The following is a 23,641-nucleotide window of genomic DNA, read 5'->3' on the forward strand; positions in this document are numbered from 1 at the left end:
TATATTTTATGGGTGAATACTATGAGTTAATAAAAACACGGTAGTTATAGGTCTCCGGAGACAACCGCCTGAGCTCACTGTCCAAATCAACGACGAATTCTTCTCGGTCTAATCCTTGCATCCCCTCCGATAACCGTAGATACACGTCCAGCGTCCTTATGAAACCTTCGCTTTCTTTTTTACCGGCTGCATACCCCAGCTTTACCTCCACAGAGCGGATGCTGTCGCCATACCTTGCCATGCAGAAATTGCGTATATCCTCTTTCGTGTATATACTGCCGTGTGACAACAGCATGAATCGGTACATATCCATCCTGCGCTTTACGGATGGGGAGGGCTCTCCTCCATGGGCGGAAGTGACAAACCGCAGTGTATCTTTGTCTATATCGGGATTAGCACAGTCATTTAATGGCTCTCCCGCATAGATGTCATTGGCAAATTCGCCATTAGTAAGAGTATAATCCACAGTTAACCGGGTATCCTTGTCATAACGTTGGTCGATGACTACATACGACAACATTTCCTGTCCTCCGATTCCGTCTTTATTTTTATCTCCTAATTGGCTTACCCGTTCTTCTATCTGCTCGATTACCTCTTTCATTCCGTCTTTGTCTGTCGAAGAGAAGGCCATACTTTCGTCATATAGCAGGTCTGTCAGGCGGTTCAGAAAATCTTTGGCATCCATCGCATTGAAGCGTTCGCAACCGCCTCTTCTGACCGAATAACAGCCGGCTCTGCCTTCATCCTGTGTGCTGGAAATTTCCCTAAGCCGGTCTCCGTGGTTATCGGTAATCGAATCCACAAACAGGAAATATTCAAATTCCGTCTTTTCCAAAGGGAGAATGGCCGAGACGGAATCTACCTTTCTGGTAATCTTTGCCGGATATTTGTTTACTACGATAAAAGTGTTCATCTGCACCTTTATCTGTTCCAGTATTTCTTTTGAAAAAGCGGTGGGAAATTCTATATCTATCCAAACAGTATCCGCATCACATTCAGCAATGAAATCACTTGGCAGCAGGAAAGAGATTTCTTCGGGCACTCTGCTACGTGACAAATCTTTGACTTTTAATCCGTGAGCTTTCAATGTCAGGTAATGGGAAGCATATTTGCTGGTTATTTCTTCCGTAATCAACCTGCCAAGATCGTATTTCTCACTGACCGAACGTGTGGGGTCGTACTCGATTCCCCCTTTAATTTCTACAGGAATACCGGCAATCGTGCAATGGCAGTACGGCAGTAATTTCAGATAACTGCTTTTATCTGCTACAAGCGGTATATCTATATATAACGGCAAGTCGTTGAGGGTAGTTACATTGTTGCCTATTTTCATCCCGATACTGATTTTCCGACCCATTACCGGCACATCGGAACGAAAGCGGGCAGTGGCGTCACGTTCTCCTTCGGGAGTGATGGTGCAAAATTCATCCGCCGTCACGAGATACTTCAGTTCGGCATTGATTATGCGGGTTTCATGCAGCGGAGTAAAGAAGAGATTTTTCATCTTATACTTCTTCACTATCTCCGTGCTTTTATAAGAAAACAGGTCTGTGGGAGATACAGTAGCTTGCGGTGTATATGGTCGGGCAGCAGCAATAGCATGGGCGGGTTTGGCAACCAATGCCGTGTGTGGAGTAAGGGCGGAAGCGACTTTCTCCAACAATCGGCTTTCAATGGCGTGCATATCACCGGACAGCTTGAAAATTTCGCCCGACAAGGCTTCAATCAGCAGTCGGATAAGGGGGTCTATGCCATCTATATTTCGTATGTCATATAGGGTTGCCGCCTGTTTGAACATCCGGGCTTTAATGCTTTCTTTTGTGAATAGATTTGCCATACGTTTTAATTTTATATTTCAACTGCCTGATTATTCGTTTGATAAAGGTCCCATGTATAATTTGTAACCGAAACCGCAGGGAGCACCGGTGGAATTCAATGTGGCGAGTACTGTAATATCTACCCGCTTACGTATCATCCGGTTATCCAGAACTTCTTCCCTGACGACTTCTTGTAGGTTTACCGAGAGAGTGATGTCGGAAATGCGTTTCTCATAAGTGGAAATCGCCTGCATCACGTATCCGGTAAACAGTTCTTTCCATTGTTCGGTAGAAACAATGCGCTCAAAGTCCAACTCCCAAATCCGACAACCGTATTTGGGGTCGAAACGGTGCTCACCCGGACAGGTGGTCAGCAACAGTTCGATGTGCTGGTCGATGGATTCCAGTTCGGAACATCTTTCCAGTTGCCGGATATCTCCTTCGAAGAGCTTTTCCAAACGTACCGGTAGTTTATAGTATTTCTGTTTCATCTTCCAAAGAATTTACTTTGTCGTGGTACGGCTATTCTACCGCCCCACATACTACTATGTCCTGTGTCATACCGGCGCTCGATGCCGAATGAATTTCTTTTGTACAAGTTATGCGACCATAGGTAGGGATTCCTCCGGTCTGCCAGTATCTCCTCCAACTTAGCCAAAAGTAATCTCCTGTCGGAAAGATTGCTTTCCAGAACATAGGTCATATAAGTTCCGGTATAGGGGTGGTATTGTGAAATGAATAGTTCACACCCGCCGCCTTGCATCGAGACTTCGCATCTCTCCAACATGGTATCATAACTGATATATACTCCCGTCAGCTCGCAAGCCGGTGCAGGGGAAGCATGGGGAACTGCCGTCCCGATGTATCCGAGCTTCTCGACTTCACCGCCTTGCCAAAGACCCGTTTTGAGTAGTCCTGCCATTTCATGTAGTGAGTATATAGCCATAGTATTATCGTTTTAGTTCAAATTCATCACCTCCCATCCGGACAGACGGAAAAGTCATCACAATGGTCTTTACCGATGTGTCTCCCTGCGATACATTGCGATAATGCACGCAACTTGCATCACTGAATTTTATCTCGAACAGTGCACCTTCGTCCATCGCGTCGCTGTTGCGGTAGAATCGGACTACTCCGTTCTCTTTTCTGTTCGATTGCATTATCCAGTTCTCCGCCTCCGCATTTACCGGCTCCAAGAACACGGCGTATGCTTCCATATATTCTTTTGAGGAATTATCCGGCTCATAGGCAATATCAAACTCGGACAAGATGTGCGACTGTCCGCAAAGCGTTATCTCGCATACCATATCCGGATTGCGTCTGTCCGCAAACACTTCTTTTCCTTTAAACAGCCTGTCGAAAAAGCCCATAGTTATTTGTTTTTAAAAAATAAGTCATTGTCCGTTACAATCTCTTTGGCTTCTATCACAATGATAGTCACCACACCTTTTTTAACCCGCGAATCGTAGTTCATACGATAGCTCCTTACCGATGCGCCCGAAAATTGCAGTTTGGCAAAGGTCGTTTCGTGTTCATCCAGTGTAACAATCGCCCCATCTTCTTTACGGAAGGTGTCAAAGAGCCATCCTAGCAGGGTAGCGTCGGCAAATCCGTCAATGACGATCCGTATTTCTCCGCCGCATACGCCGGAAGTGATTTCACCTTTACGCCCCACATTACGGCTCAATCCGTAATCAAAGTGTTTCAGCGGATATTTCCCCCGATACTCGTCGTGGGGTAGGTCGGTGTTTTCTTTATGAAGGTACAGGTGCGTTTGCATAAATCTATATTTTAATTAAAATTCCCATTTTGTACAAGCAATCAAATGAACAACCGTAGACATCATAATGCTAATTCTTTTCTGCATGATATGCACTAATCAAAATATATATCCCTTTTTAATACATACAACTATGAAAAACGCCACAAAATTTGTGATTACGTACAATAAGATTGTCACAAATGGATGCCTTTTCCAATAAGTATTTTTTTCTAAATTATATTTCTCAATTATTCTTTTATATCTACCATTATACCAATAATAGCAATAGACACCGACAAAAAATCCTAAATAGATAATACGTCCCCACCAACCTAGAGCTAACAATTCTTCAAACCAATGAACTTCTAATGTCTGTAATACAACTTGCAATATAGCTAAATGTAACATCATATTAGGAGTTACCATCATCATGCCTGCTAACACAGGTAATCCGTCAAAGTTATGCGACCTCATACCCATCTTGTAGGAACAGTAAAATAAATAATCATACAGAATCATAATGCTAATCTTACACCGTCCCACCACATTTCCAATTCAGAAGCTCTATTGTCTATCCAGTCATAGAACTCGTCACCCCAAGTATAATCAGCCACTCCGATACCGATAGCTAATACCCAACCGACATAGGGAATAAAAGTAACGCCATAAGCTAAACCTGCTACGGCAATTCTTGTACCTGCCACGGCAAATCGACCATTTTGCACATCACGTACGACTTGATAGCCAGTAAGCACCATTCCTGCCCATCCCAAAGCTTTACCTACTCCACGCACTCTACTCATAGCTTTAGCGGGGACTTGATAGTTCCCTAAAGGCGATCTTATAATCGGCGGAAGCGTTTTGGGTGAGAAACGCATTTGCTTAGGTAAGTACGCACCTCGATTATCCATAATCTTCTCAGCCCAATTTCCGGCTGTTTCAGCAATTCCGAATCCTAACCCTGCCAGTCCTTCCAGATTGGGTCCTTCCTTATTAACAGCAGGCGGGCTACCAGAATCGCGTACCGCTGACACCAAGTCCGTCAAACTCTCATACTTTGCCTCATAAGTCTTTCCATTTGAGTTATCCGTGGCACTAATCACAATTTCGTACCGACTACCAGTGTCATTAATTGAAATACTTATCTCACTATTATCCGTGGGCAAATATTGCTTTCCTTGACCTAAATTTATCTCAGTGATATTATTACCTTTGTTTTTAACTATTAAGTCACGGACCTTTTCGGAAACTTTTGTTGGATCTTGCATCAGACTTTTTTCATAGGCATATTGGGAGGTATCGTATTTCCTTTCTGAGACTATCGTATGAAAACTCTCGTCCACCGAAACATTCCGAGATATTGGACTCCATCCGTTTTGATTTACCGGTAGAATTACCCTGCTACTCATCCAAGTATATCCCAAGCCAACTACAAATCCTTCATAGTCATCCCCCCGTTCCAGGATGACATTAAATTCACTTTGCGTTTTATATTCATTTCTATAAGCCATATCTACACCTATTTAACCCCAGTGATTATCAAAGCTAATTCCATTCATCAAAATCTCATCAGGAGAAATTAATAGTTTTGAAATCATACCGGAAGCATTACCAACCTGACGCTGAAAACTCACACAATACGCATTATTAAACATTATTCGCAAAGGTGAATTGGCGGTTTTAGAACGAAATACAATCTCCCCGTTTTTAGGAGATGAAGTCATTGCCCAACGATACATACTGTCCGGCAGCGCCTGCGTCAAAACAACAAGCATTCTACCGCCACGGACTTCGTCTTGCGGTTGACCTTTATGATCAACCGACTGTCCGAAACTTATGCTAAATTGGCTCATCTCATACTCTTTGCCGTCAAGGATGAACCATGCGGTCAGGTCACTGTCTATTTTTGGTAAACTAAATAATTCCATAACGCCTATTTATTTATTGTCCAACGATTTTCAAGGGTAGTTTCACCCACTTTGATTTTACGTGCCTGTAATGTTATCTTAGTTTGTATATATCCTTTTCCTTGTTGGACATAATCTATCTCCAAACCAACGCAAGCTGCCTGCTCAAAGAAAATTTTCTCTAAAGGCTCATTATTGTCATCACACACAACAATGGCTCCATCTTCGTATTTTGTCGAACCTAACATCCAGTGAAGCATATCTTCCTGGGGCAACCCGCCATAGGTGAGATAGAGTGTACCACCACGAACTTCTGTCTGCGGACTGCCGTTGGTATCTACCCCTTGTGAGAAGTTGAAACTGCAACTCTCCAACTCATAACTGTCTTTGTACAATCCCGAAATACTGGAATCGCTCAAAGCACCTATCCTCAAAAAACTTTTATGTCCAAACATAGTATCTTCATTTTATCATTTCACATTCCAATCAATATCTCCATTATCCGCCACATCGACAACAACCGTATTACCTGCTGCCAATGTCCCTGCAACAATCATCTTTGAGATAGGACGGCGGATATAGTTACGTATCGTACCTGCCACTTGCCGAGCTCCGTATTTTGGAGTGAAGCCACGGGTAGCGAGCAGGTTCTTTGCCTTCTCCGTAATCTCAATGTCAATATGTTGCTTCTCAAGCAATGCTATAACTCCCTTTAACTGTATCTCAAAGATACGAACCAGCATTGTTTCGTTAATAGGAGAGAAAGGCACGATTTCCGACAAACGGGCAAGAAACTCCGGACGGAAATAACTGCCCATGACTTCCATCAGGTCAGTGGTAGAAGGATTCTTGCCCTCATTAATCTGCTTGCTAAGCCATTCGCTACCTACATTGGATGTAAACAGTACGATAGAATTGGAAAAATCACCCTCTTTGCCCAAACGGTCGTGTAGCTTGCCTTCGTCCATGATTTGCAGGAAGATGTCATAAACGGAAGAATGGGCTTTCTCTATCTCATCGAAAAGCACCACCGCGTAAGGCTGACGGCGTATCCGGTTCACGAGTACGCCACCTTCTTCGTAGCCCACGTATCCCGGAGGCGCTCCCAATAGCAGGGCTGCCGAATGTTCTTCCTTAAACTCTGACATATCAAAACGAATCATCGCCTTTTCGTCATTGAAAAGTGCTTCTGCCAATGCTTTTGCCAACTCGGTCTTACCGGTTCCGGTAGGTCCCAGCAGGAAGAATGAGCCAATCGGTTGTCCCGGTTTGTTCATTCCACTTCGTGATTCGACAATGGCATCTGTCAATACCTTCAGCGCATTGTCCTGTCCCACCACTCTACGACGCAGAATATCTTCCATGTTGAGTAACTTTTCTTTCTCTCCGGATTCTATCTTGCCGATAGGGATACCTGTAGAAGAAGAAACAACGGCTGCTACCTCATGGGAAGTGATTTTCCCGATTTTCTCTTTGGTCAATTCACGCAATCGGTCAAGTACACCTAAAATATAATCCATCCATTCACCGTAGTCTGATGACTCCGGTTCATTCTGTCCATCGGAGAGCATTCCCAGAAGGATAGGGCTTAACCGGTTCTTCATGGTGAAGTTGACTAACCGCAACTTCTCCGTGCGCTCCGCTTCGGGCTGGTCTTCCGCCGCTTCAATCGCGGCAAGCTGCTCTGCCAGTCCCTTTATATCTTTTTCCCCGCTCTGGTTAATCATCTTAACCGCAGAGAGGGTACGGTCTATCAAATCAATAGCGGCATCCGGCAAACGGCGTTCCTTGACATAACGCTTGGCGAGTGCCACGCATTCCGGCAACGAATCTACATCTACCCCCACACCGTGGTAGCTTTCATATCTTTCCAAAGCTGCCTGTATCATATTTACGGTGGATGCAAGGTCAGGTTCCGATACTTGCAATACTTCAAAACGCCGGTTAAGGGCATGGTCCGGTTCAATCAGTTTACGGTATTCGTCCACCGTAGTGACTCCGATTACCGTTATATTTCCTTTGGCAAGCTCCGGTTTCAGGATGCTTGCCGCTCCGCTGTTGCCCGACTTGGGGTCGATCAGCGTATGTATTTCATCAATGAAGAGAATCGCATTGCCGTGAGCCGACAATTCTTTGATGATTCCTTTCAGCCGTTCTTCTATCTCGCCTTTGTAGGTAGCACCCGCAATCAGTGTTCCTGTGTCAAGCTCATAGATAGTCATGTCCTTTAGATATTGGGGAACTGTACCCTCAATGATGCTGCATGCCAAACCATCTACCAGAGCAGTCTTACCCACACCGGCATCGCCGATGATGAGCACGTTGGGCTTACCCATCCGCCCCAGAATTTCCATCATCATGCGTGTCTCACGGTCACGGCACACGATAGGATATACTTTCTTGTCTGCCGCAAGAGCAGTCTTATCCGTACAGTACTTATCTAAATTGCCCGCCCCGGCTGTCCATAGGGGGGCTTCACTCCCCGGAAGGTCAGTCTGCGTACTTACGGATTTTTTCATATTACCCATTCCGCTCGTGAAGAGGTCGTGTATCTCACGCTCCCGGATAGGGAACGAGCGCAACTCATCAGTGCTGAAACCTGCTTCGGGGGTGGCTATTGCTGCCAACAGGCAAAGTGGGTTGATTTCCAGCAGTCCCCACTTGATTCGTACATTATCGGCTTGCTCAAACAGTTCGTCAACTTTCGGATCGGGCATTATCTCACCTGCACCGGCAGCCTTGGGGTACTCCTCTATTCTTACCTCCGCCCATTCGCGCAAGTAATCCGCATCCTTACCCAACGATTCGACAAACGAACGCAGACCTACCTCTTTGTGCATCAAGGCAAACAAAAGGTGTGCCGGAGCATAGCTGGCATTGCCATACTCACGGGCGACACCTTTTGATATTCGGATTACGCTCTGAACTGTTTCATTGATGTTCAAAAAATCCATATTTTATTCTTATTACGCCTGTTCGTAATTTGTATTCCAGTTTGTACCATCATCACCTTTCGTGCCGTCCAACTTGATAACAAAGCTCTTGGCAGGGAAGAACGGAGTCATGTGAATATCCAGATAAATACGGTCCTTCTGCTTTTGGTCTTGCTCGAAACGGATTATCTTGAATTTTTCGATAAGGCGGTCGGCTCCCTGTACACTATCAAGATACTGTACAATCTGCCCTCTCAGGTCACGTTCGGTTTTAGAGCTCCAGTTCTCGAACGAACGGCGGTTCAGGAAATCAAACAACACCTTGGTAATATAGTCGAATACACGTACCACAGAATAAGTTTGCAATCCCAGATTGTCACCGTTGAACAATGTCTTTGCGGAAAACGCCATCACTTTACCATATTCATTAACCATCGGAATTAAACCCATTTTCTCCAGTTGTGAGATTTCGCTTTTCTTCAACGGGAATACCACCGCATCTATTTCATTAATGCCGCCATACTTCTTACCGGCAGTTACCTGAGACATCAGAGTGGTGTAAACTTTACCCATCAAAGCAATAGACGGAGAAACATGGAGGTCTTCCTCTTCACCGATTTCCCGGTATCCGGCACGTCCCACCAGCCAGTTGCAGGTCATGCAGGTATTGCTTTTGAAAGCCTCCCCACTTGCCATATTGGAGGAAGAGAACAGTTCCACCACATCTTCCGGCTTATCAAGGTCGGCAAAGTCCGTATAGAGCATCACTTTATTCTCATAAGCGATTTTCGCCCATTTTTCAAGCACCTTATTCGAACCAAGATAGCCTGGAATGGCTAACAGTGAGTAATTTTGACGTAAATCCAACTTGTCATAGTTCTGTTTCAGTTCGCGGGCAACGAAATCAATGAAGCGGGGATTGTCGAGGTCGGTCAGTTGTTCTTTGGAAGCATTGACTATCGTCACGTTGTTCACTTTGTCCGCTTCCGTATTCTTATAGAACAACATCACTCCACGGTATGCCTGTTCCATATCCCTCACACTCTGCACTGCCACCAATTGGCTTTTGGCAAGATGCGATGCGGCAGCTTCCGATTTAGCTTTAGAAGTGGCAATCATTTCCGTCACTGCCGATGATGAGTTCAGCAGGTCGATCCACATATCTATCTTATTCTTCAGCACTTCCCGTTCTTCTTGCTTCTGTTCATCGGTTAAGAATATCTTTTTGCGTGCCTTACGCTCGGGGTTCAGGTTCTGAACACCATCTACTGTTGATTCCAGAAAATTGAAACCGCCGAATCTGGACAACACATCCAGTGCCGAAGCCAGAGAGGATTCCCCGTTTTTCTCTTTATAGGAAACTTGAACGGTTTCTTGCGCCTGAACTTCAGACTTATTTTTATTATCTTCCATAGTTCTTATTGTCTTTTATTCGGTCTTTAATTCGTTACTCAATGCTTCCAGTGCGCTGATAAACGCCTTTTTGGATTCCGGATTCTCCAACACCCGTTGTAGAACTTTATTAGAACGCAATTGTGTCACCATCCCCTCGTAGAATGTTTTCTCCGTATCCAACTTATGGAGGAATGGACTATTCTGTGTCATATTCTTCACACTGAAGTCCGCCACTGAGCTAAATCTAAAGTTTTCTTTTACCGGTTGCCCTTCTTCATTTTCAAATTCAACATCAATGTTGGGTAAGAAGTGCGCAAACACCTCTTCGATAGTGCTTAAGCCTTTGACCGCTTCAGGAGTTACAGGTTCGTCAGCAGTTAACTGTTCAACTATGAGGGAGCGATTCTCCGGAATGTTTGCGATGGCTTCGGAAGTATCAACTTTCACTTCATTACCACCAATTCCATATTCAAGTATTGCCATTTGTCTTTTTTGTTTTTAAGCTACAGAAGCCATCCACATTTTAAAAAAAACAGCAGATGGCTTCTGTTACCTACATGAATACTAAATGATTACTTCGGCCAATTCTGTTCAAATTGTGCGCCACCAATCTTGATTACCTGAGCCGATACGACAAAAGTGATAGTCATCGGCTGCGAGCCGACAATGTCGATATTTTCGGTAAATTCGGTAATGTATCCGTTTTCCCAGGTAAGTTCCTTCATCTTGGCTTCTTCATCTCCTTTTTTGAAGACGATGCTGCCGGAATGAGGTTTAAACTGATTGGTCATGTTCTCCAGAATGGAAGTATCATCAGTCGATTCCACATGCAGACGAATTTGTCCACCATAAATGTTTGAAGATGGGCGTCCTTTGGAATCCACATCTCGCTTGAGACTGTACGTGCAATCCAGCACGTCAAACTCTTTTCCTGCAAAGCTTAAGGTTGCTCTAAATGCCATGTTTTAGGAGTTTAAATGTTAATAATTTGTTTAATACAGACTACAAGAAAACTACGATTTCATTTCATTATAAAAGTGCATGGCTTCTATATAGTCCTCAGCATGCAAATATATAACAAAAATAATATACGAAAAATAGTTTGCTTAAAAAATAAAATATATTTTTTGATAATTATATATTCATAAACAAATAATGGGATCTATTATTGAGAGAATTTATAATTAAAGAAGTGTAACTGATTGATAAAAAGACGTATATATACCTATTTAGAATCTTATTGAAAACGTGAAGGCGATTATTGAGATTGCATTATATGAAAAAAATAATGGCAATACCTTCGTCTTTACGTATGGGTATTGCCATTAAATATATTGCTAAATTAGGAAGGCTGTAGAACTTCAGGATTTCCTTAAACATCTGTCCATATAGTCTCCTGTGACTATTCCGAAAGCAATGTTTTCAGGTCATTCTTATTGATGCCCATATACTTGCATATTTTGGATTCACTTATGCCATCTGATATCATTTGCCGGATTGCCTTTTTATCCCTGTCATACATCTCCAACCTATCAAAAATAATGTCAGTTAAAAAGTCGATTCCTTCTGAAAAAGCATTTTCTCCTTCTTTAGTCTTATAGTCTATCGTGCAGATTTTAGCACACTCTTTATGTAATATCAAATAATAAATTCCCCCTATTAGGATTGACGCAATACTTTTAATATTGATTTTCGCCGGTGCAAAGAGATTTTCGTAAAATGTTATTAAGTTTAAGTTCATAACATCCCGTGTTTCCGCAGATCTCTTTGTAGTACTATTAATAGTTGTCATTTCGTAAAGCAGCAACTTTTGCATCACACTGTTCTCTGACAGATTCCTGAACAATGTCTTGAACGTTTCTGCAAAAAACTTTTTAGGTCCTAATGTATTAAGTGTGGAAATATCAATGGTATTATTGATCCAGAAGTCGTATTGCTTGGCCAGTCTGTCATAAAGATTATCCATCGAACCATATCTTCTATAAAACACATTAGCTTCTAAGTCAGCAGCTTTCATTAATGCACTCAAATTAACATTTCCAAATCCAAACTCACCTACAAGCTTTTCAAATTCAGATATTACCTCCTTATCCAACTGCTCATTGGTTCTCCTTATTCGAATTTTTTTATCTCCCTGTCCCATCATTATTATATAGTACTTATTAAATAATAAAAAATTTAATCACCAGAAGTCCGGAGGTATTTTCGTTTTTCCCTCCAATAAAATTTCATTCCTAAAGAATCAGTTGGAGTTGTTCAAAGAAGGCTTATGCTTGTTTATCCAACAGTTTGATTCTCCCTTCGCATGTTTGTTTGTATAAACAATGAGATATGTTGCAAATATAGGTATTTTACGCCTTACAAGCAACAAATAAGTAATTCAAATATAATATGTGGCTGTTTTAGTAATTCAATTATAGACGATTTAATTTGCTTAATTTATTTTAGTCATTATCTTTGCAAACAAATTTATAACGTATAAATACTAAAATGAAAGAGAACATATCTAGGTTCAAAATTGACTATTCGGTATGTAAGAATAGCCCCGGTGGCAGTATTTTGGAAAAAGTCTCCAATTTCCAAAAAGAACTCCAACTACACGAAGAGAACTCGCTACACATCTACGTCAAATCCCCAATGGTTTCCGGTTGCGGTAGGGAAGTCGAGGTTGTTGATAGAAAAACTAATGAAGTAAAGAAAATGCTGATGTTCGGTTCCAATAGTTATTTGGATGCTACCGGCATACCATCAGTAGTGGAAAAGGCGGTTCGTGTAATAACTGACTATGGAGTAGGAAGTGGCGGGGTTCCACTATTGAGCGGAACGACAATATTCCAAAATGAATTGGAAAAAGAGATAGCCAAGCTGACCGGTTTTGATGACACTATATTATTCTCTTCTGGCTTCACTGCCAATATAGGTGTGATAGTAGGATTGATACGCCCTAACAACTTGCTGGTATATGACAGGCTCAACCACGCCAGTTTAATTGACGGGGCTCTAATGTCCGGTGCCAAAATGGTAAGATATAAGCATAATGATCCTAAAGCACTTGAAAAAATATTAAAAGAAAATGCCGGGCAATACAAGGATGGTATGATGGTGGTGACTGACGGAGTATTTAGTATGGATGGGGATATTGCCGATATTCCGGCTATCTTAGAGATTACGAAGAAATATAATGCATTGCTTTTAATCGACGATGCCCATGCGACGGGAGTGATTGGAGAAGACGGAGCCGGAACGCTAAGCTATTATGATATAAAAGAGCGCGAAAATATAATCGTTACAGGAACGCTCAGTAAAGCAATAGGATCGATAGGAGGTTTTATAACTGCCAAACAAAACATTATTGATTACCTGAGGGTTTATGCCCGTAGCAACATGTATTCTACCTCTTTACCCCAGAGTATTTGTGCAGCATCCCTTGAAGTAATCAAAGAGATGCGTAATACGGACATTCAGAATGCACTGAAGCGGAATGCCGAATATGTAAGAAATGGATTGAAAGCATTGGGCTTCAATACATTAAATTCGATGACTCCTATTATACCTGTGATTGTGGGAGATGAATACATATTGACTCAGATAACAAAGGAACTTTATGACAGGGATATATTTACCAATGCCATATTTCCTCCGGTTGTACCTCCTAATATGTGCCGAATTAGAATTGGCGTGATGTCGTCACATACGTTTGAAGACTGTGACAGGTTGATAAACGCCTTCCATGAAATAGGAAAAAAATACGGACTTATCTGATAAAACGGCATATTTTCATACAAATAATAGGAGGGGGTCCGAAACGTTTCGGATACCCTCCTGGACTTTAATTCCACAAAATTGCCTTGACAATATTTTGAGTAAGTACATAGATCTATTACTTAAATCTCGTGAAAGTTTACCATGGTAAACTTTCACGATGGTAAAAAAGTAGTATGGTGAAAATCCTAGAAAAAATAGGTAGTTTTAATGCCGTAAAACTACCTATTTAATGCTTTCAATTTGCTAAAATAGGGTTGTCGCAACCAAATATCTCCATCTCCCACAGCAACAAATCGTTGTTTAGCGCGTGTTAAAGCCACATTTAATAAGTTAGGTTTGGATGAAGCCCAGGAAGCAGCCCCTTTTGACTTCTCATCCAACCCCAAACATAAAATTACACCTGCTGCCTGCTTACCTTGAAACGTATGGACTGTTCCGATATGGGCATCCAACCACTTTTTTAGTTCGTTGTCTTCTATTGATTTATAGGTAGCCAGTGCTTGCTTAATAGGCTGACGCAATTCTTTTTTCAAGATAGATGGTATTTCTGAAAATGGAGAGATCACGAACAAATCGGGCAAGTCCTGTAAGTGGTGTATCTCATCAATAATCATTTGCCTGATTAAGACACCTTGCTCTGGTACGTAATGTCGTCCGCTCACTTTCCCCTCTACTTGCAAAAATCCATTCCGCATAAACAGTTGAGAACTTTCAGCCAAAGTGGAGTTATACATCATGCCATTATACGCGATCTCATTTGCTATGGAAAACATCGGGTCAACACAACGACGATGCACCCGTAGCGGAGATCCGGTCCAAGTATCATTTGTTATCCAACCATACGGATTGGCACGATCGGCCATAGACTGAACGGAAAGAGAAGTCTGTATCTGTGTTTTATCCAATCCGAAATGATGACTGATATTATTGACAAGCTGCTCAGGAATCGTAACTACGGGCTCTATTTGAAAAGGATCTCCTACGATAACAGCCCGTTTGGAACGCCAGATAGCTCCTGCCGCCGCTTGTGGAACTGCCTGCCCTGCCTCGTCTACAAATAGCCAGGGGATTGTTCCTGTTTTCATTTGGCTAAACATGCGTTGAATAGACGCAAATGTAGAAGAAACGACAGGGACTATCAGCCAAAATGTATTCCATATTGCCTGTATTTCTCTTTCCGTAAGGTTTCCTCCCGTTTTAAGAAAATTAAAGAAAACATCCAGCGTTGTTTTTATGCGGCTCGATGTGGCATTGGCTCGTAGTATAAACAACTCGTTCACTTTCATTGCTTCAATGAACAATTCAGATTGTAATTGTTTAAGTCTTTTCGAATACCAAGGAGAGATTTCCTGTACCTCCTTTGATTCAATCTGTTTCCAAAATGAAGCATCGGCATAGGCTCCTTTCAATTCCTGACGGGCGGCTTCGGTCAATTCCGACAATCGAGCATAGTCGCTATTTATCCTGTCGTAGTCCTTTTGGCTTTGTTCTTGTATTTTTCTTTGTTTTTCTACACGTAAGTCAAGTGCTTGCAACGAGGTTTTCTGCTTGGTTATTTCTTCGGATAATTGATTATATTTCGTGAGAGTAGCAGTTAAGGCCTTTTTATATTGAGTTCGTACCGTTTTATTAAACCAATAGATAAAGAAGCCGGGGCGGGTAGATTGTAACAGTTTCAATTCCGTCATAGCATCTTCTTTTTGTTGTTTACCTCTTTTTATCTCAGTAGACAATAAATTTTTTTCCTCAAGCAGTCCCTCTAGTTCCTTGTCGACATGAGATAAATGGCTTTCAGCATCCTCAAGCTGGATACGAAGTTTTTCTATGCTTTCCGCATCTTTCATAAAACCGGTTAGACGAGATTTCTCAATTTCCACCTCTTCAAGTTTATTTTTAAAAGATACGACAATATTCAACCATTCTTCTTCTGTTGGTTTATAGTCCTTCAGTTGCTGTTTTAAAGTATAACTTTCCTCCTCCGAGTCCCCATCCCAAATGCTGTATATCAATTTTCGTTGATTTTCTTTATTGCCCATCACAGCGGCAATTAGTCCCCAACTTTCTTCGCCCACGCATTCCTCACTCACTTGCCGAAAATAGCCAACCTGATCCGAATAGCCTCTTGCCTCTTTTTTTAAAGGAAGTTCTTTCGAAATATTTTCAACAGCACCGTTATTGGAGGAAGCGACAACTATACCTCCGTCACAAATTGATGAATCCGGTTCATAAATGGATGGCGTGTACTTCTCACTCACTTGCACTTCACCTATTTTACGGAACGCTTTTGCCGGTTCAGTAAAGTTAACCATCTTTTTGGCACGTTTCACCAGAATAGCTGCGATGATATCTCTTAATAAAGTAGTCTTTCCTGTTCCAGGAGGTCCATTTACCGAGAATATGCCCTCCTGCTTTTCCCCTGATAATTCTTTACTGACCGTATTCACGGCAAATTGCTGCATCAAACTCGCCGTATGGGGAGATGGCCAGCAACCATCCGGATAATTCTCCGGGACTAAACATTCTTTCAAGATCTCTGGTTGAAGTGACAAATCGAAATGAACAAAGTCTTTATTCAAACAGGCACTCAAATAATTACGGAAAGCGGTATTGTAACTTCCTTTTACGGATGAAGTAATTATTCGCTCCAAATCGTCGATGTAGAAACTGTTTAATAGGTCTGCATTCGCTTCTTCCTTATCTGAAGTATTGTTTTTTTTGTATACTTCTTCTATTCGAACATATATTTCAGTTTCCGGCGAAGTGCTCCACTTTAAGTCTTGTATGATTAGAGCTTGTATCTGTTGAAGATTTTCTAACGTTTGGGTCTCCGACAAATAACTTGAGTAATCTTCCGCAAGTTCCTTCCTATTCTCGCCCAATCGCTCTAACAGGTTCTTTCTCAATTTATCAAAATCTTCCGACCAAGAATTGGTGTTCACTTTGCCCGCCTCCAACTGTCTTAAGGCCCACGGCATAGTAGAAAATCCGAATGTGTTTTGTATATATACTCCCAGATTATCCAATTTAAGAGAAGCATAGCATACTTTGGCATCCGTTACGTTCGGATTATTACGTTCATCTTTGAAGAAATCTTTCACAAAATCCGAAACAGATATCTGGGAAAACACCCCTAAATAGATAGTATACTGAATTGTCTTTTTCGGATCTTTAGCTTCTAATGGACGCATCCAAGGAAGTTCTTTCAGTGGTTTAAGACTTTTATCTTTGGGTAGAATAGCTGGAGAAAAATGTTCTAATTTGTGCCAGCAAGAGAGTATCTGCATGTAATTCATCTTATTTCTTTTTATCGTGCAAATAGTTTTATTTAATCAAGTCAATGGTCCGACCTCCTATTCCTATATTTTCATCTGGTAATTCTTTGACCGTACATAAAAAGAATTCCATAGGGATTTGCATGACTTCCGAAGCTACTTCTGTCACTTTTCGGATTAATTCACTTTTTTGTTCACGGGTGAGTGACCCCCCTTCAATAGTAATATATGGCATTGTATTATCTTATATTAGCGTTTCATTTATCTCAGATATAACTTGTTATAAAGCTGCCATACCTTCGATAGGGCAAAAATAACTGTTGGTTCAAATATAAACAAGTTATATTAAACCTATTTTCTTGCCACCTTGCTATTCAGTATGAATTGGCTGGTAATAAGAATGCAATGAATCAAGGAATCATATTGCTATTGAATATACTATCATTTCGCATTGATAATGTGCAAATTTTCTCACTAATAGTTTATATGATTTTCAAATTGATGATGATTGTTTCCCGGTTCGTGAGGGTTCGGTTGTATGTGTCTCTCCTGCTCCATCGAGGGGCATGAGGAATTCTTCCGATGAGCCAATGATTTACATGGTTATCCAATCCAAAGAAAACTCTGTGGGTAATTATTCTACAGAAGATGGTACAAGGACATTCTATACAGAATTACTTCATTGGATAAAAGAAGTACTTAGTGAGAATCTTGATTTGATGAAGTCGCTTTTGGATAATGATCTAGCCGAAGAAAAAGCAAAGAATTTGGTTGGATTAGATGTTACTAACGATTGGAGTCAAGAGTCTATTGAAATATTATTCAAACTGGTTTTAATGTATGCCAATAGAGAACCATATTATTAACCTATTCTTCTATCCGAGGATCGGAATTTTGTCTTTCAGGCAAGACTGAAACATAAAAAAAGTCCTACAATATTAACGTATTGTAGGACTTTTCTCCTTTTTTTGCCGTTTTGGCTTTGTTCTTATGTGATCCGCCTGGGGCTTTCACCGCAGCAGTCTATTTCTTTGATTTCTAAGCTCTTGTAAACCTTGAAAAATCGTACCGTAACGAATTAGTAACGATTTATAGGAACGCTTGTTGTCAGTGTGAGGCATTCGTTTGTCAGCCGTTCTCTGATGTCGCAAAGATAGAATATTACTTTTTATTTTCCAAACATTTGATTATTAAATCTTTAAAAAAAAAGATTCCCAGTGCAAGGGGCGAACCTATATATAGATAGGTTTGCCCCTTGCACCGGGCGGATGCTGCATCAGTCCTACAGCATTGCCGTCCACCTCAATACTGCCGTTTATGTGAGGCAGTTCCCCTTCCTTTTCGCTGAACCGAAAAAACATGGTGTAGTACACGTATAGTATCCCATGCGCTGCCTTTTATTGTTATTCCTTTGCTGCAAACACAGAAAATTAAGTTTGTTATGGAAGTTATTACATTTGAAAGCGAAGCGTATAAAGCGCTTGTAGGGAAAATTGAAAAAATCGCAGAGTATGTAGCCGCAGCGCAGTTGCCTTCGGAAGAAAAAAAGGAGGCTTGGCTGGACAGCAATCAACTGGCGGAAGCGTTAGGCATCAGTACACGCACATTGCAACGCCTGAGGGATGAAAACCTGATCAGCTACTCCATGCTGCGAGGACGGTGTATGTACAAGCTGTCGGAGGTCGAACGTTGTCTGGAAGAGCGTACCATTCGGTGCAAGCCTCAAACATTGGAGGATTTTCGCAAGAACTACCTAATGAGAACCGGTAATGATAAGAAAGGATGATATACTGAAAATGACGGAAAAGGGTATTTCTGTATTCCGCTATTACCTGCCGGTGGACTTCAAGGTGGGAAAGAACTTCCTGAATCCTTTTTATAAGGATACGAAGGCTTCTTGCAATATTTATTACGAACGTAAGGCCGGTGTGTTTAAAATGAAGGATTTCGGGAATGAGGATTATTCGGGGGACTGCTTTGAGATGGTGGGCAGGCTGAACGGCCTTAACAGCAAGGAGCCTAAAGAGTTTGTCGAGATCATGGAAATAATAAACCGTGACCTGCATTTGGGGCTGTCCGCACATGAGGGATATCATGTGAGCCATAGCAAAGTATCCCAAAAGAATGAAGTGGTATCGGAAGAGCCGAAAGCGAAAAGTGTCAGGCCTTATACTGTCGTGCAAAAGCCCTTTACGGCTGCGGAACTTGCTTTCTGGGGTAAATCGGGTATCGGGGAGAATATTCTGAAAGCGTACCGGACGGTATCGCTGAAGAAGTTCAGCAGTGAGAACCAGGAAAGGAAGCCTTTTTCCTGTATGACAAGCGTCGATGAACCGATGTTCGGATATATGGGTAAACAGCATATCAAGGTTTACCGTCCATGTTCGCAAATGCGGTTCCTGTACGCCGGTGATTTTGGCGACAACTACTGTTTCGGGCTGGAACAACTGCCGGCAAAAGGTGATCTGCTCTTTATCACAGGCGGAGAAAAGGACGTGATGAGCCTGGCGGCACACGGCTTCCATGCGATCTGTTTCAATTCGGAAACGGCTTTTATCCCTGCGGCTGTCATACACCGGCTTTCGTTTCGGTTCAAACATATCATCCTCCTCTATGATGTGGACAGTACCGGGCTGAAAAGCTCGGCGAAGCGTGAAGAGGAACTGAAAGAATACGGGGTTAAACGGTTGTTGCTCCCGCTTGCCGGTACAAAGACGGAGAAGGATGTATCGGACTACTTTATACTGGGAAACAGCCGTGAGGATTTGATAAAACTTTTTCTGGACTATCTGGAAACCTTATACAGTGAAACCATGTCGGCATTAAAATCCTGCGAGGTGGATTTCAACAACCCGCCTCCCATTGCACAGATGATCGTATCGGTAAATGACGTGCCTCTCGGAACTCAAGGCAACCTGCTTTGTGTCACCGGCGGAGAAGGCACTGGAAAAAGTAACTATGTGGCGGCGTTGATTGCCGGTGCTATCCGTCCCTCCGGAACGGATGTGGATGCGCTGGGCGTTACGCTTCACGAAAATAGCAAGAACAAGGCGGTCCTGTTCTATGACACGGAACAGAGCGAAGTGCAGCTTTATAAGAATATCAGCAACCTGCTGCGGCGCTGCGGACGTGAGGCGATGCCGGAATGGTTCAAGGCGTATCGCCTTACGGGAATGAGCCGGAAAGAACGCCTGCTTTCCATTATCCAGAGCTTGGACAAATACCATTATCAATATGGGGGTGTTCATCTGGTGGTGATAGACGGGATTGCGGATTTGATAAAATGCGCCAACGATGAAGCGGAGAGCATAGCCGTCGTGGAAGAACTGTACCGGCTGGCCGGTATCTACAAGACGTGTATCGTTACAGTACTGCATTTCATCCCTAACGGGCTGAAGCTGAGGGGACACTTGGGAAGCGAGTTGCAGCGGAAGGCTGCGGCGATCCTTTCCATTGAGAAGGACAGCGATCCGGCTGTATCGGTGGTGAAGGCTCTGAAAGTAAGGGATGGAAGTCCGCTGGACGTGCCTATCATGCAGTTTTCGTGGGATAAGAAAAAGGCCATGCACGTCTATCTGGGCGAAAAGCCGAAAGAGGAAAAGGACAAGCGGAAAGAGGACGAGCTTGTAGCGGTGGCCAAAGAGGTATTCAGCCGGAGGCGCTTTGTTACTTACGTGGAGCTTGCGGAAGAAATCCAGTCGATACTGGAGGTGAAGGAGCGCACGGCGAAAAGCTACATCAAGTTCATGCGTGAGAAAGAAATCATTCTAAAATCATCCGATAACCAGAGCTATTATGTTATCGGGAACTTTTAAGGAGGAAAGCGTATGTTAGTAGATAAAACGGAATTTGAAGCATGGATGGAACGTATCATGGGTGAGTTGTACCGTATCTCCCGGAAGCTGGACAAGGCGGAAACGAGGGAAAAATACCTGAACTATCTGAACGGAGAGCGTCTGTACGACAATCAGGAAGTATGCTTGTTGCTGCGCATCAGCAAACGCACGCTGCAACGATACCGGAATAACGGGGTGCTGAAGTTCTATTCGATATATCACAAGACATATTACAAGGAGTCGGACTTGCACGAGTTCATCCGCAACAACTTCGACGAGAACGAGATAAAACGGCAGGCACGTGAGGACAAGCTGTCCGAGAGCTATCCGCTGCCGAAAGAATAAGTCCATGTTTTTGTTTTATACCGGTGAAACTACTACCGTGAGGCAGGAAATCCCAAACTGCGTATTGGTGTTTGTCATAGCAATGGCTTCATACAGTTGTGAAACAGGATGAAGCTTCTTTTCTTGTTTGAATGGTGATGCTCCAAAGGACAGCGGTCCGGAGGGGTATCATTTCAGTAATTTGAAAATTAAGCTATTCTATTTATTTTATCATTAAAAACTGTATCTTTGCACTTATTCAATAATGTGTAATGGTTATGAGATACTTAAATAATAAATCACCTCTTTTTTGGGGAATATTATATTTTCTGATAATCCCTGTTTTCGCTACTGTTTTCTTGTTTTTGCCGACAGAAACTTGGTCTGCAAATTCAGATTTAGAAAATTGGTGGGATTGTTTATATTTTAGTATGGTTACTATAACAACATTAGGCTTTGGAGATATAGCTCCAATTACTACATTAGGAAGATTGTTGGTCGCAATAGAAACGGTAAGTGGGGTTTTATTTATAGGCTTATTTTTAAATGCACTTTCTCTTCAGCAATCAAAGATAATTTCGGAAGAAGAGAAGAAAAAGCATGAAGAAAATATACGTGAAAAAGAACGAGCGAAATTATTAAGACATTACAAACTAATTGAGCCTATAATTAATGAATTTATAATTGCTATATATGAAATAACTACACCTCTTAGTAATCGAAATTTTGCTAAGATAATAATTAATGAAAATTTTCATTTTAACGATATGAGTGACTTATATTATCAGAGTTTAAAATTAGCATCCAATCCGACAAAAACTGTTATACATAATTATTACGAAGTTCAAAATAAATTGTGTCATAATATAGAAAGGCTATTATTGGAAATTGATCTTTCCTATTGGAAAAATATAGAAATTGCATGTTTGAATTTTCTCCAAAAGTGCAATGAATTAGACTATAGTGATAGTATTTTAGGGAATTTCAAAATAAAACTTGGAAATCAAAAGGCCATTGATTATTATTCAGCAGTAATAAAAAAGTATACAGGAAAGTTACAATATCGCCAGAGTAATACCATGAACCAATTTATAGCCTTGTATGAACTAATAAAATATAATATTCGATTTATAGAAGAGATTCGGCAAGATTTCGATAAAATAAAAGCGTAAAATATTTTTTTATTTAACTTTTTGGATATGAACAAAGAACAATTTACATTCTATATAGATGAAAGCTGTCATTTAGAGCATGATCATTTTCCTGTCATGTGTATCGGTTATATAAAGGTGCCAAAGGAACAGACTGAAGAAATGAAGCAATGCATAAAAACGATTAAACGGGAATATAATATTTTACATGAGATAAAATGGAATACAATCAGTAACACCCATATTGATATGTATAAAGAACTTATCGATTACTTTTTCGACTCAAATATGGAATTCAGATGTATCCTTGTTAAGTACAAAGACCGTTTAGACAATCTGTCTTTCAATAATGGCGAGCATGATAATTTTTATTATAAAATGATTTATTACTTGCTTGTCAATCCATATACCAATCCTCCTACAATGAATAATTACCGCGTTTTTTTGGATATAAAAGATACGAAAGGATGTGCTAAACTTAATAAAATCCAAGAGATTTTCTTTAATAAGTTTCATGGCAAATCGCCTTTTCTTTCTTTTCAGCATATACGCTCCCATGAATCACAATTTATACAGTTAGCAGATTTTTTCATAGGTGCAGTAGCTTATAAAGCGAGAGGTCTTCATTTGAAGAAAGATGGAAGTTTGGCAAAAAAAGAACTGATCAACTATATTGAAATGAAATCTGGTTATGTTTTGGATGAAGGTACAGAACCAGGAGAAATTAAATTTAATATTTTTGATCACCAACCTCGTAAGCGCAATGACAGTGGCAGATGAATTAGGAGCTTTAAAACCGTATTTTGCAGACGGGGTTGCGGAAACGGAACAGGAAAAAATGGATGAACTTTATGGCATTTTTCATCGAGACTTTTTTGAGAATACCGTAATTATTGATGGTATTCCTTTAAAAGTAAAACCATATTTGTATAAAAATAGCGAAAAAGATAATCTTCCCGTTGATTTTGAACGGTACTGTGAGAAATTTGTTCATGTGGTTACTCGTACTATCAAAGGTGGAAAGTATAAAACTTCTGGTAAAATACGAGAGTTTCGTGAAGAAAGAGCTAATAGGGTACATTGGATAAGGCCTATTTTAGAAAATAAAGAAGATAAGCGCATTACTTATTTTCAGTACATTGAAGATGACGGAACTCTTCGTGACTATTATTGGTATAGGGGTAAACAGTATGTTGTCATAGTTGAATATATACAACCGGATTACGCATTAATTACAGGATTCTGTGTTGATTGTGATAATCAACCTTATTACCAAAACAAATATATAAACAGAGAAAAATGAGGACATAAAAAAACCGCATTTACGGTAATGCGGGCAACCAAGTCCTTCGTTCTTCGAGCGATGACACTGCAAATATAGATATTCCTTTTGTTCTAAACAAGAGTTTGGATATATATAAGGGATAATATATGTTTTTTTAACCTTATGGCAACCGAAATTTTACCGTCGTAAACTTT

24 protein-coding genes are annotated in these 23,641 nt (G+C 41.3%); 8 read left to right on the forward strand and 16 right to left on the reverse strand.

The features are described 5' to 3' along the window. Nucleotides 1-19: 19 nt before the first annotated feature. From BSHG_RS08425 to BSHG_RS08360, 14 genes are all read right to left on the reverse strand, one after another. Nucleotides 20-1,837: a type VI secretion system baseplate subunit TssF gene (locus BSHG_RS08425; RefSeq protein WP_008659765.1), complete on the reverse strand. Its 1,818-nt coding sequence runs from the start codon at nt 1,835-1,837 to the stop codon at nt 20-22. Nucleotides 1,838-1,867: 30 nt separating this feature from the next. Continuing rightward, nucleotides 1,868-2,308, reverse strand: coding sequence for a GPW/gp25 family protein (locus BSHG_RS08420; RefSeq protein ID WP_005787083.1), 441 nt, complete (start codon nt 2,306-2,308; stop codon nt 1,868-1,870). Next, nucleotides 2,305-2,763, reverse strand: coding sequence for a hypothetical protein (locus tag BSHG_RS08415; protein WP_008659767.1), 459 nt, complete (start codon nt 2,761-2,763; stop codon nt 2,305-2,307). Before BSHG_RS08415 ends, BSHG_RS08420 begins: the two co-directional genes overlap by 4 nt. A 4-nt stretch (nt 2,764-2,767) precedes the next feature. Then, nucleotides 2,768-3,187, reverse strand: coding sequence for a type VI secretion system tube protein TssD (gene tssD, locus BSHG_RS08410; RefSeq protein ID WP_008659768.1), 420 nt, complete (start codon nt 3,185-3,187; stop codon nt 2,768-2,770). 2 nt (nt 3,188-3,189) lie between these two features. Continuing rightward, a complete protein-coding gene (gene tssD, locus BSHG_RS08405; RefSeq protein ID WP_008659770.1) occupies nt 3,190-3,597 on the reverse strand; it encodes a type VI secretion system tube protein TssD in 408 nt (135 codons plus the stop codon). Between the two features lie 99 nt (nt 3,598-3,696). Further along, nucleotides 3,697-4,053: a hypothetical protein gene (locus BSHG_RS08400; RefSeq protein ID WP_230582650.1), complete on the reverse strand. Its 357-nt coding sequence runs from the start codon at nt 4,051-4,053 to the stop codon at nt 3,697-3,699. A gap of 41 nt (nt 4,054-4,094) precedes the next feature. Beyond that, nucleotides 4,095-5,090, reverse strand: a complete 996-nt coding sequence (locus BSHG_RS08395) for a hypothetical protein (protein WP_008659774.1) — start codon at nt 5,088-5,090, stop codon at nt 4,095-4,097. A gap of 12 nt (nt 5,091-5,102) precedes the next feature. After that, nucleotides 5,103-5,507 carry a type VI secretion system tube protein TssD gene (gene tssD, locus BSHG_RS08390; RefSeq protein WP_008659776.1) on the reverse strand — a complete coding sequence of 135 codons (405 nt, stop codon included), beginning with the start codon at nt 5,505-5,507 and terminating at the stop codon, nt 5,103-5,105. 5 nt (nt 5,508-5,512) lie between these two features. Then, complete coding sequence (gene tssD / locus BSHG_RS08385; protein ID WP_008659777.1) at nt 5,513-5,941, reverse strand: type VI secretion system tube protein TssD; 429 nt, start codon at nt 5,939-5,941, stop codon at nt 5,513-5,515. Between the two features lie 15 nt (nt 5,942-5,956). Beyond that, the gene (locus BSHG_RS08380) at nt 5,957-8,440 is read right to left on the reverse strand and encodes an ATP-dependent Clp protease ATP-binding subunit (protein ID WP_008659778.1); all 2,484 of its coding nucleotides are present in this window, start codon (nt 8,438-8,440) and stop codon (nt 5,957-5,959) included. Between the two features lie 12 nt (nt 8,441-8,452). After that, a complete protein-coding gene (locus BSHG_RS08375; protein WP_005787102.1) occupies nt 8,453-9,832 on the reverse strand; it encodes a DUF5458 family protein in 1,380 nt (459 codons plus the stop codon). 15 nt (nt 9,833-9,847) lie between these two features. Next, nucleotides 9,848-10,297 carry a hypothetical protein gene (locus tag BSHG_RS08370; RefSeq protein ID WP_005787103.1) on the reverse strand — a complete coding sequence of 150 codons (450 nt, stop codon included), beginning with the start codon at nt 10,295-10,297 and terminating at the stop codon, nt 9,848-9,850. An 89-nt stretch (nt 10,298-10,386) separates the two neighbouring features. Further along, nucleotides 10,387-10,776 carry a type VI secretion system tube protein TssD gene (tssD, locus tag BSHG_RS08365; protein ID WP_005787106.1) on the reverse strand — a complete coding sequence of 130 codons (390 nt, stop codon included), beginning with the start codon at nt 10,774-10,776 and terminating at the stop codon, nt 10,387-10,389. 440 nt (nt 10,777-11,216) lie between these two features. Next, nucleotides 11,217-11,957 carry a TetR/AcrR family transcriptional regulator gene (locus BSHG_RS08360; RefSeq protein WP_010992806.1) on the reverse strand — a complete coding sequence of 247 codons (741 nt, stop codon included), beginning with the start codon at nt 11,955-11,957 and terminating at the stop codon, nt 11,217-11,219. Nucleotides 11,958-12,304: 347 nt separating this feature from the next. Here BSHG_RS08360 and BSHG_RS08355 point away from each other — a divergent pair, with 347 nt between their 5' ends. After that, nucleotides 12,305-13,576 (forward strand): aminotransferase class I/II-fold pyridoxal phosphate-dependent enzyme, encoded by a 1,272-nt coding sequence (locus BSHG_RS08355; protein WP_008659781.1) that lies wholly within the window; start codon nt 12,305-12,307, stop codon nt 13,574-13,576. A gap of 221 nt (nt 13,577-13,797) precedes the next feature. Here BSHG_RS08355 and BSHG_RS08350 read toward each other — a convergent pair whose 3' ends face one another. Both BSHG_RS08350 and dmpI read right to left on the reverse strand, forming a co-directional pair. Next, entirely contained in the window at nt 13,798-16,872 is a 3,075-nt protein-coding gene (locus BSHG_RS08350) for a DEAD/DEAH box helicase (protein WP_005794649.1), read from the reverse strand. A gap of 28 nt (nt 16,873-16,900) precedes the next feature. Continuing rightward, nucleotides 16,901-17,086 carry a 4-oxalocrotonate tautomerase DmpI gene (gene dmpI / locus BSHG_RS08345; RefSeq protein ID WP_005794648.1) on the reverse strand — a complete coding sequence of 62 codons (186 nt, stop codon included), beginning with the start codon at nt 17,084-17,086 and terminating at the stop codon, nt 16,901-16,903. A 331-nt stretch (nt 17,087-17,417) separates the two neighbouring features. Between dmpI and BSHG_RS08340 the strand changes: the two genes are divergently transcribed. The 7 genes from BSHG_RS08340 to BSHG_RS08310 all read left to right on the forward strand — a co-directional run bounded on the left by BSHG_RS08340 (nt 17,418) and on the right by BSHG_RS08310 (nt 23,465). Then, nucleotides 17,418-17,717 carry a hypothetical protein gene (locus BSHG_RS08340; protein ID WP_008659784.1) on the forward strand — a complete coding sequence of 100 codons (300 nt, stop codon included), beginning with the start codon at nt 17,418-17,420 and terminating at the stop codon, nt 17,715-17,717. 575 nt (nt 17,718-18,292) lie between these two features. Beyond that, the gene (locus BSHG_RS08335) at nt 18,293-18,637 is read left to right on the forward strand and encodes a helix-turn-helix domain-containing protein (protein ID WP_008659785.1); all 345 of its coding nucleotides are present in this window, start codon (nt 18,293-18,295) and stop codon (nt 18,635-18,637) included. After that, nucleotides 18,621-20,666 (forward strand): bifunctional DNA primase/helicase, encoded by a 2,046-nt coding sequence (locus BSHG_RS08330; protein WP_008659787.1) that lies wholly within the window; start codon nt 18,621-18,623, stop codon nt 20,664-20,666. The genes BSHG_RS08335 and BSHG_RS08330 overlap by 17 nt, the downstream gene beginning before the upstream one ends. Nucleotides 20,667-20,678: 12 nt before the next feature. Continuing rightward, nucleotides 20,679-21,032, forward strand: coding sequence for a helix-turn-helix domain-containing protein (locus BSHG_RS08325; protein ID WP_008659789.1), 354 nt, complete (start codon nt 20,679-20,681; stop codon nt 21,030-21,032). Between the two features lie 257 nt (nt 21,033-21,289). Then, nucleotides 21,290-22,183: a potassium channel family protein gene (locus BSHG_RS08320; protein ID WP_008659790.1), complete on the forward strand. Its 894-nt coding sequence runs from the start codon at nt 21,290-21,292 to the stop codon at nt 22,181-22,183. A gap of 27 nt (nt 22,184-22,210) precedes the next feature. Next, a complete protein-coding gene (locus BSHG_RS08315; protein WP_008659791.1) occupies nt 22,211-22,942 on the forward strand; it encodes a DUF3800 domain-containing protein in 732 nt (243 codons plus the stop codon). Then, nucleotides 22,926-23,465, forward strand: coding sequence for a hypothetical protein (locus BSHG_RS08310; protein WP_008659792.1), 540 nt, complete (start codon nt 22,926-22,928; stop codon nt 23,463-23,465). Before BSHG_RS08315 ends, BSHG_RS08310 begins: the two co-directional genes overlap by 17 nt. Nucleotides 23,466-23,641: the final 176 nt, after the last annotated feature.

The organism is Bacteroides sp. 3_2_5, from assembly GCF_000159855.2.
Taxonomy (GTDB): domain Bacteria; phylum Bacteroidota; class Bacteroidia; order Bacteroidales; family Bacteroidaceae; genus Bacteroides; species Bacteroides fragilis.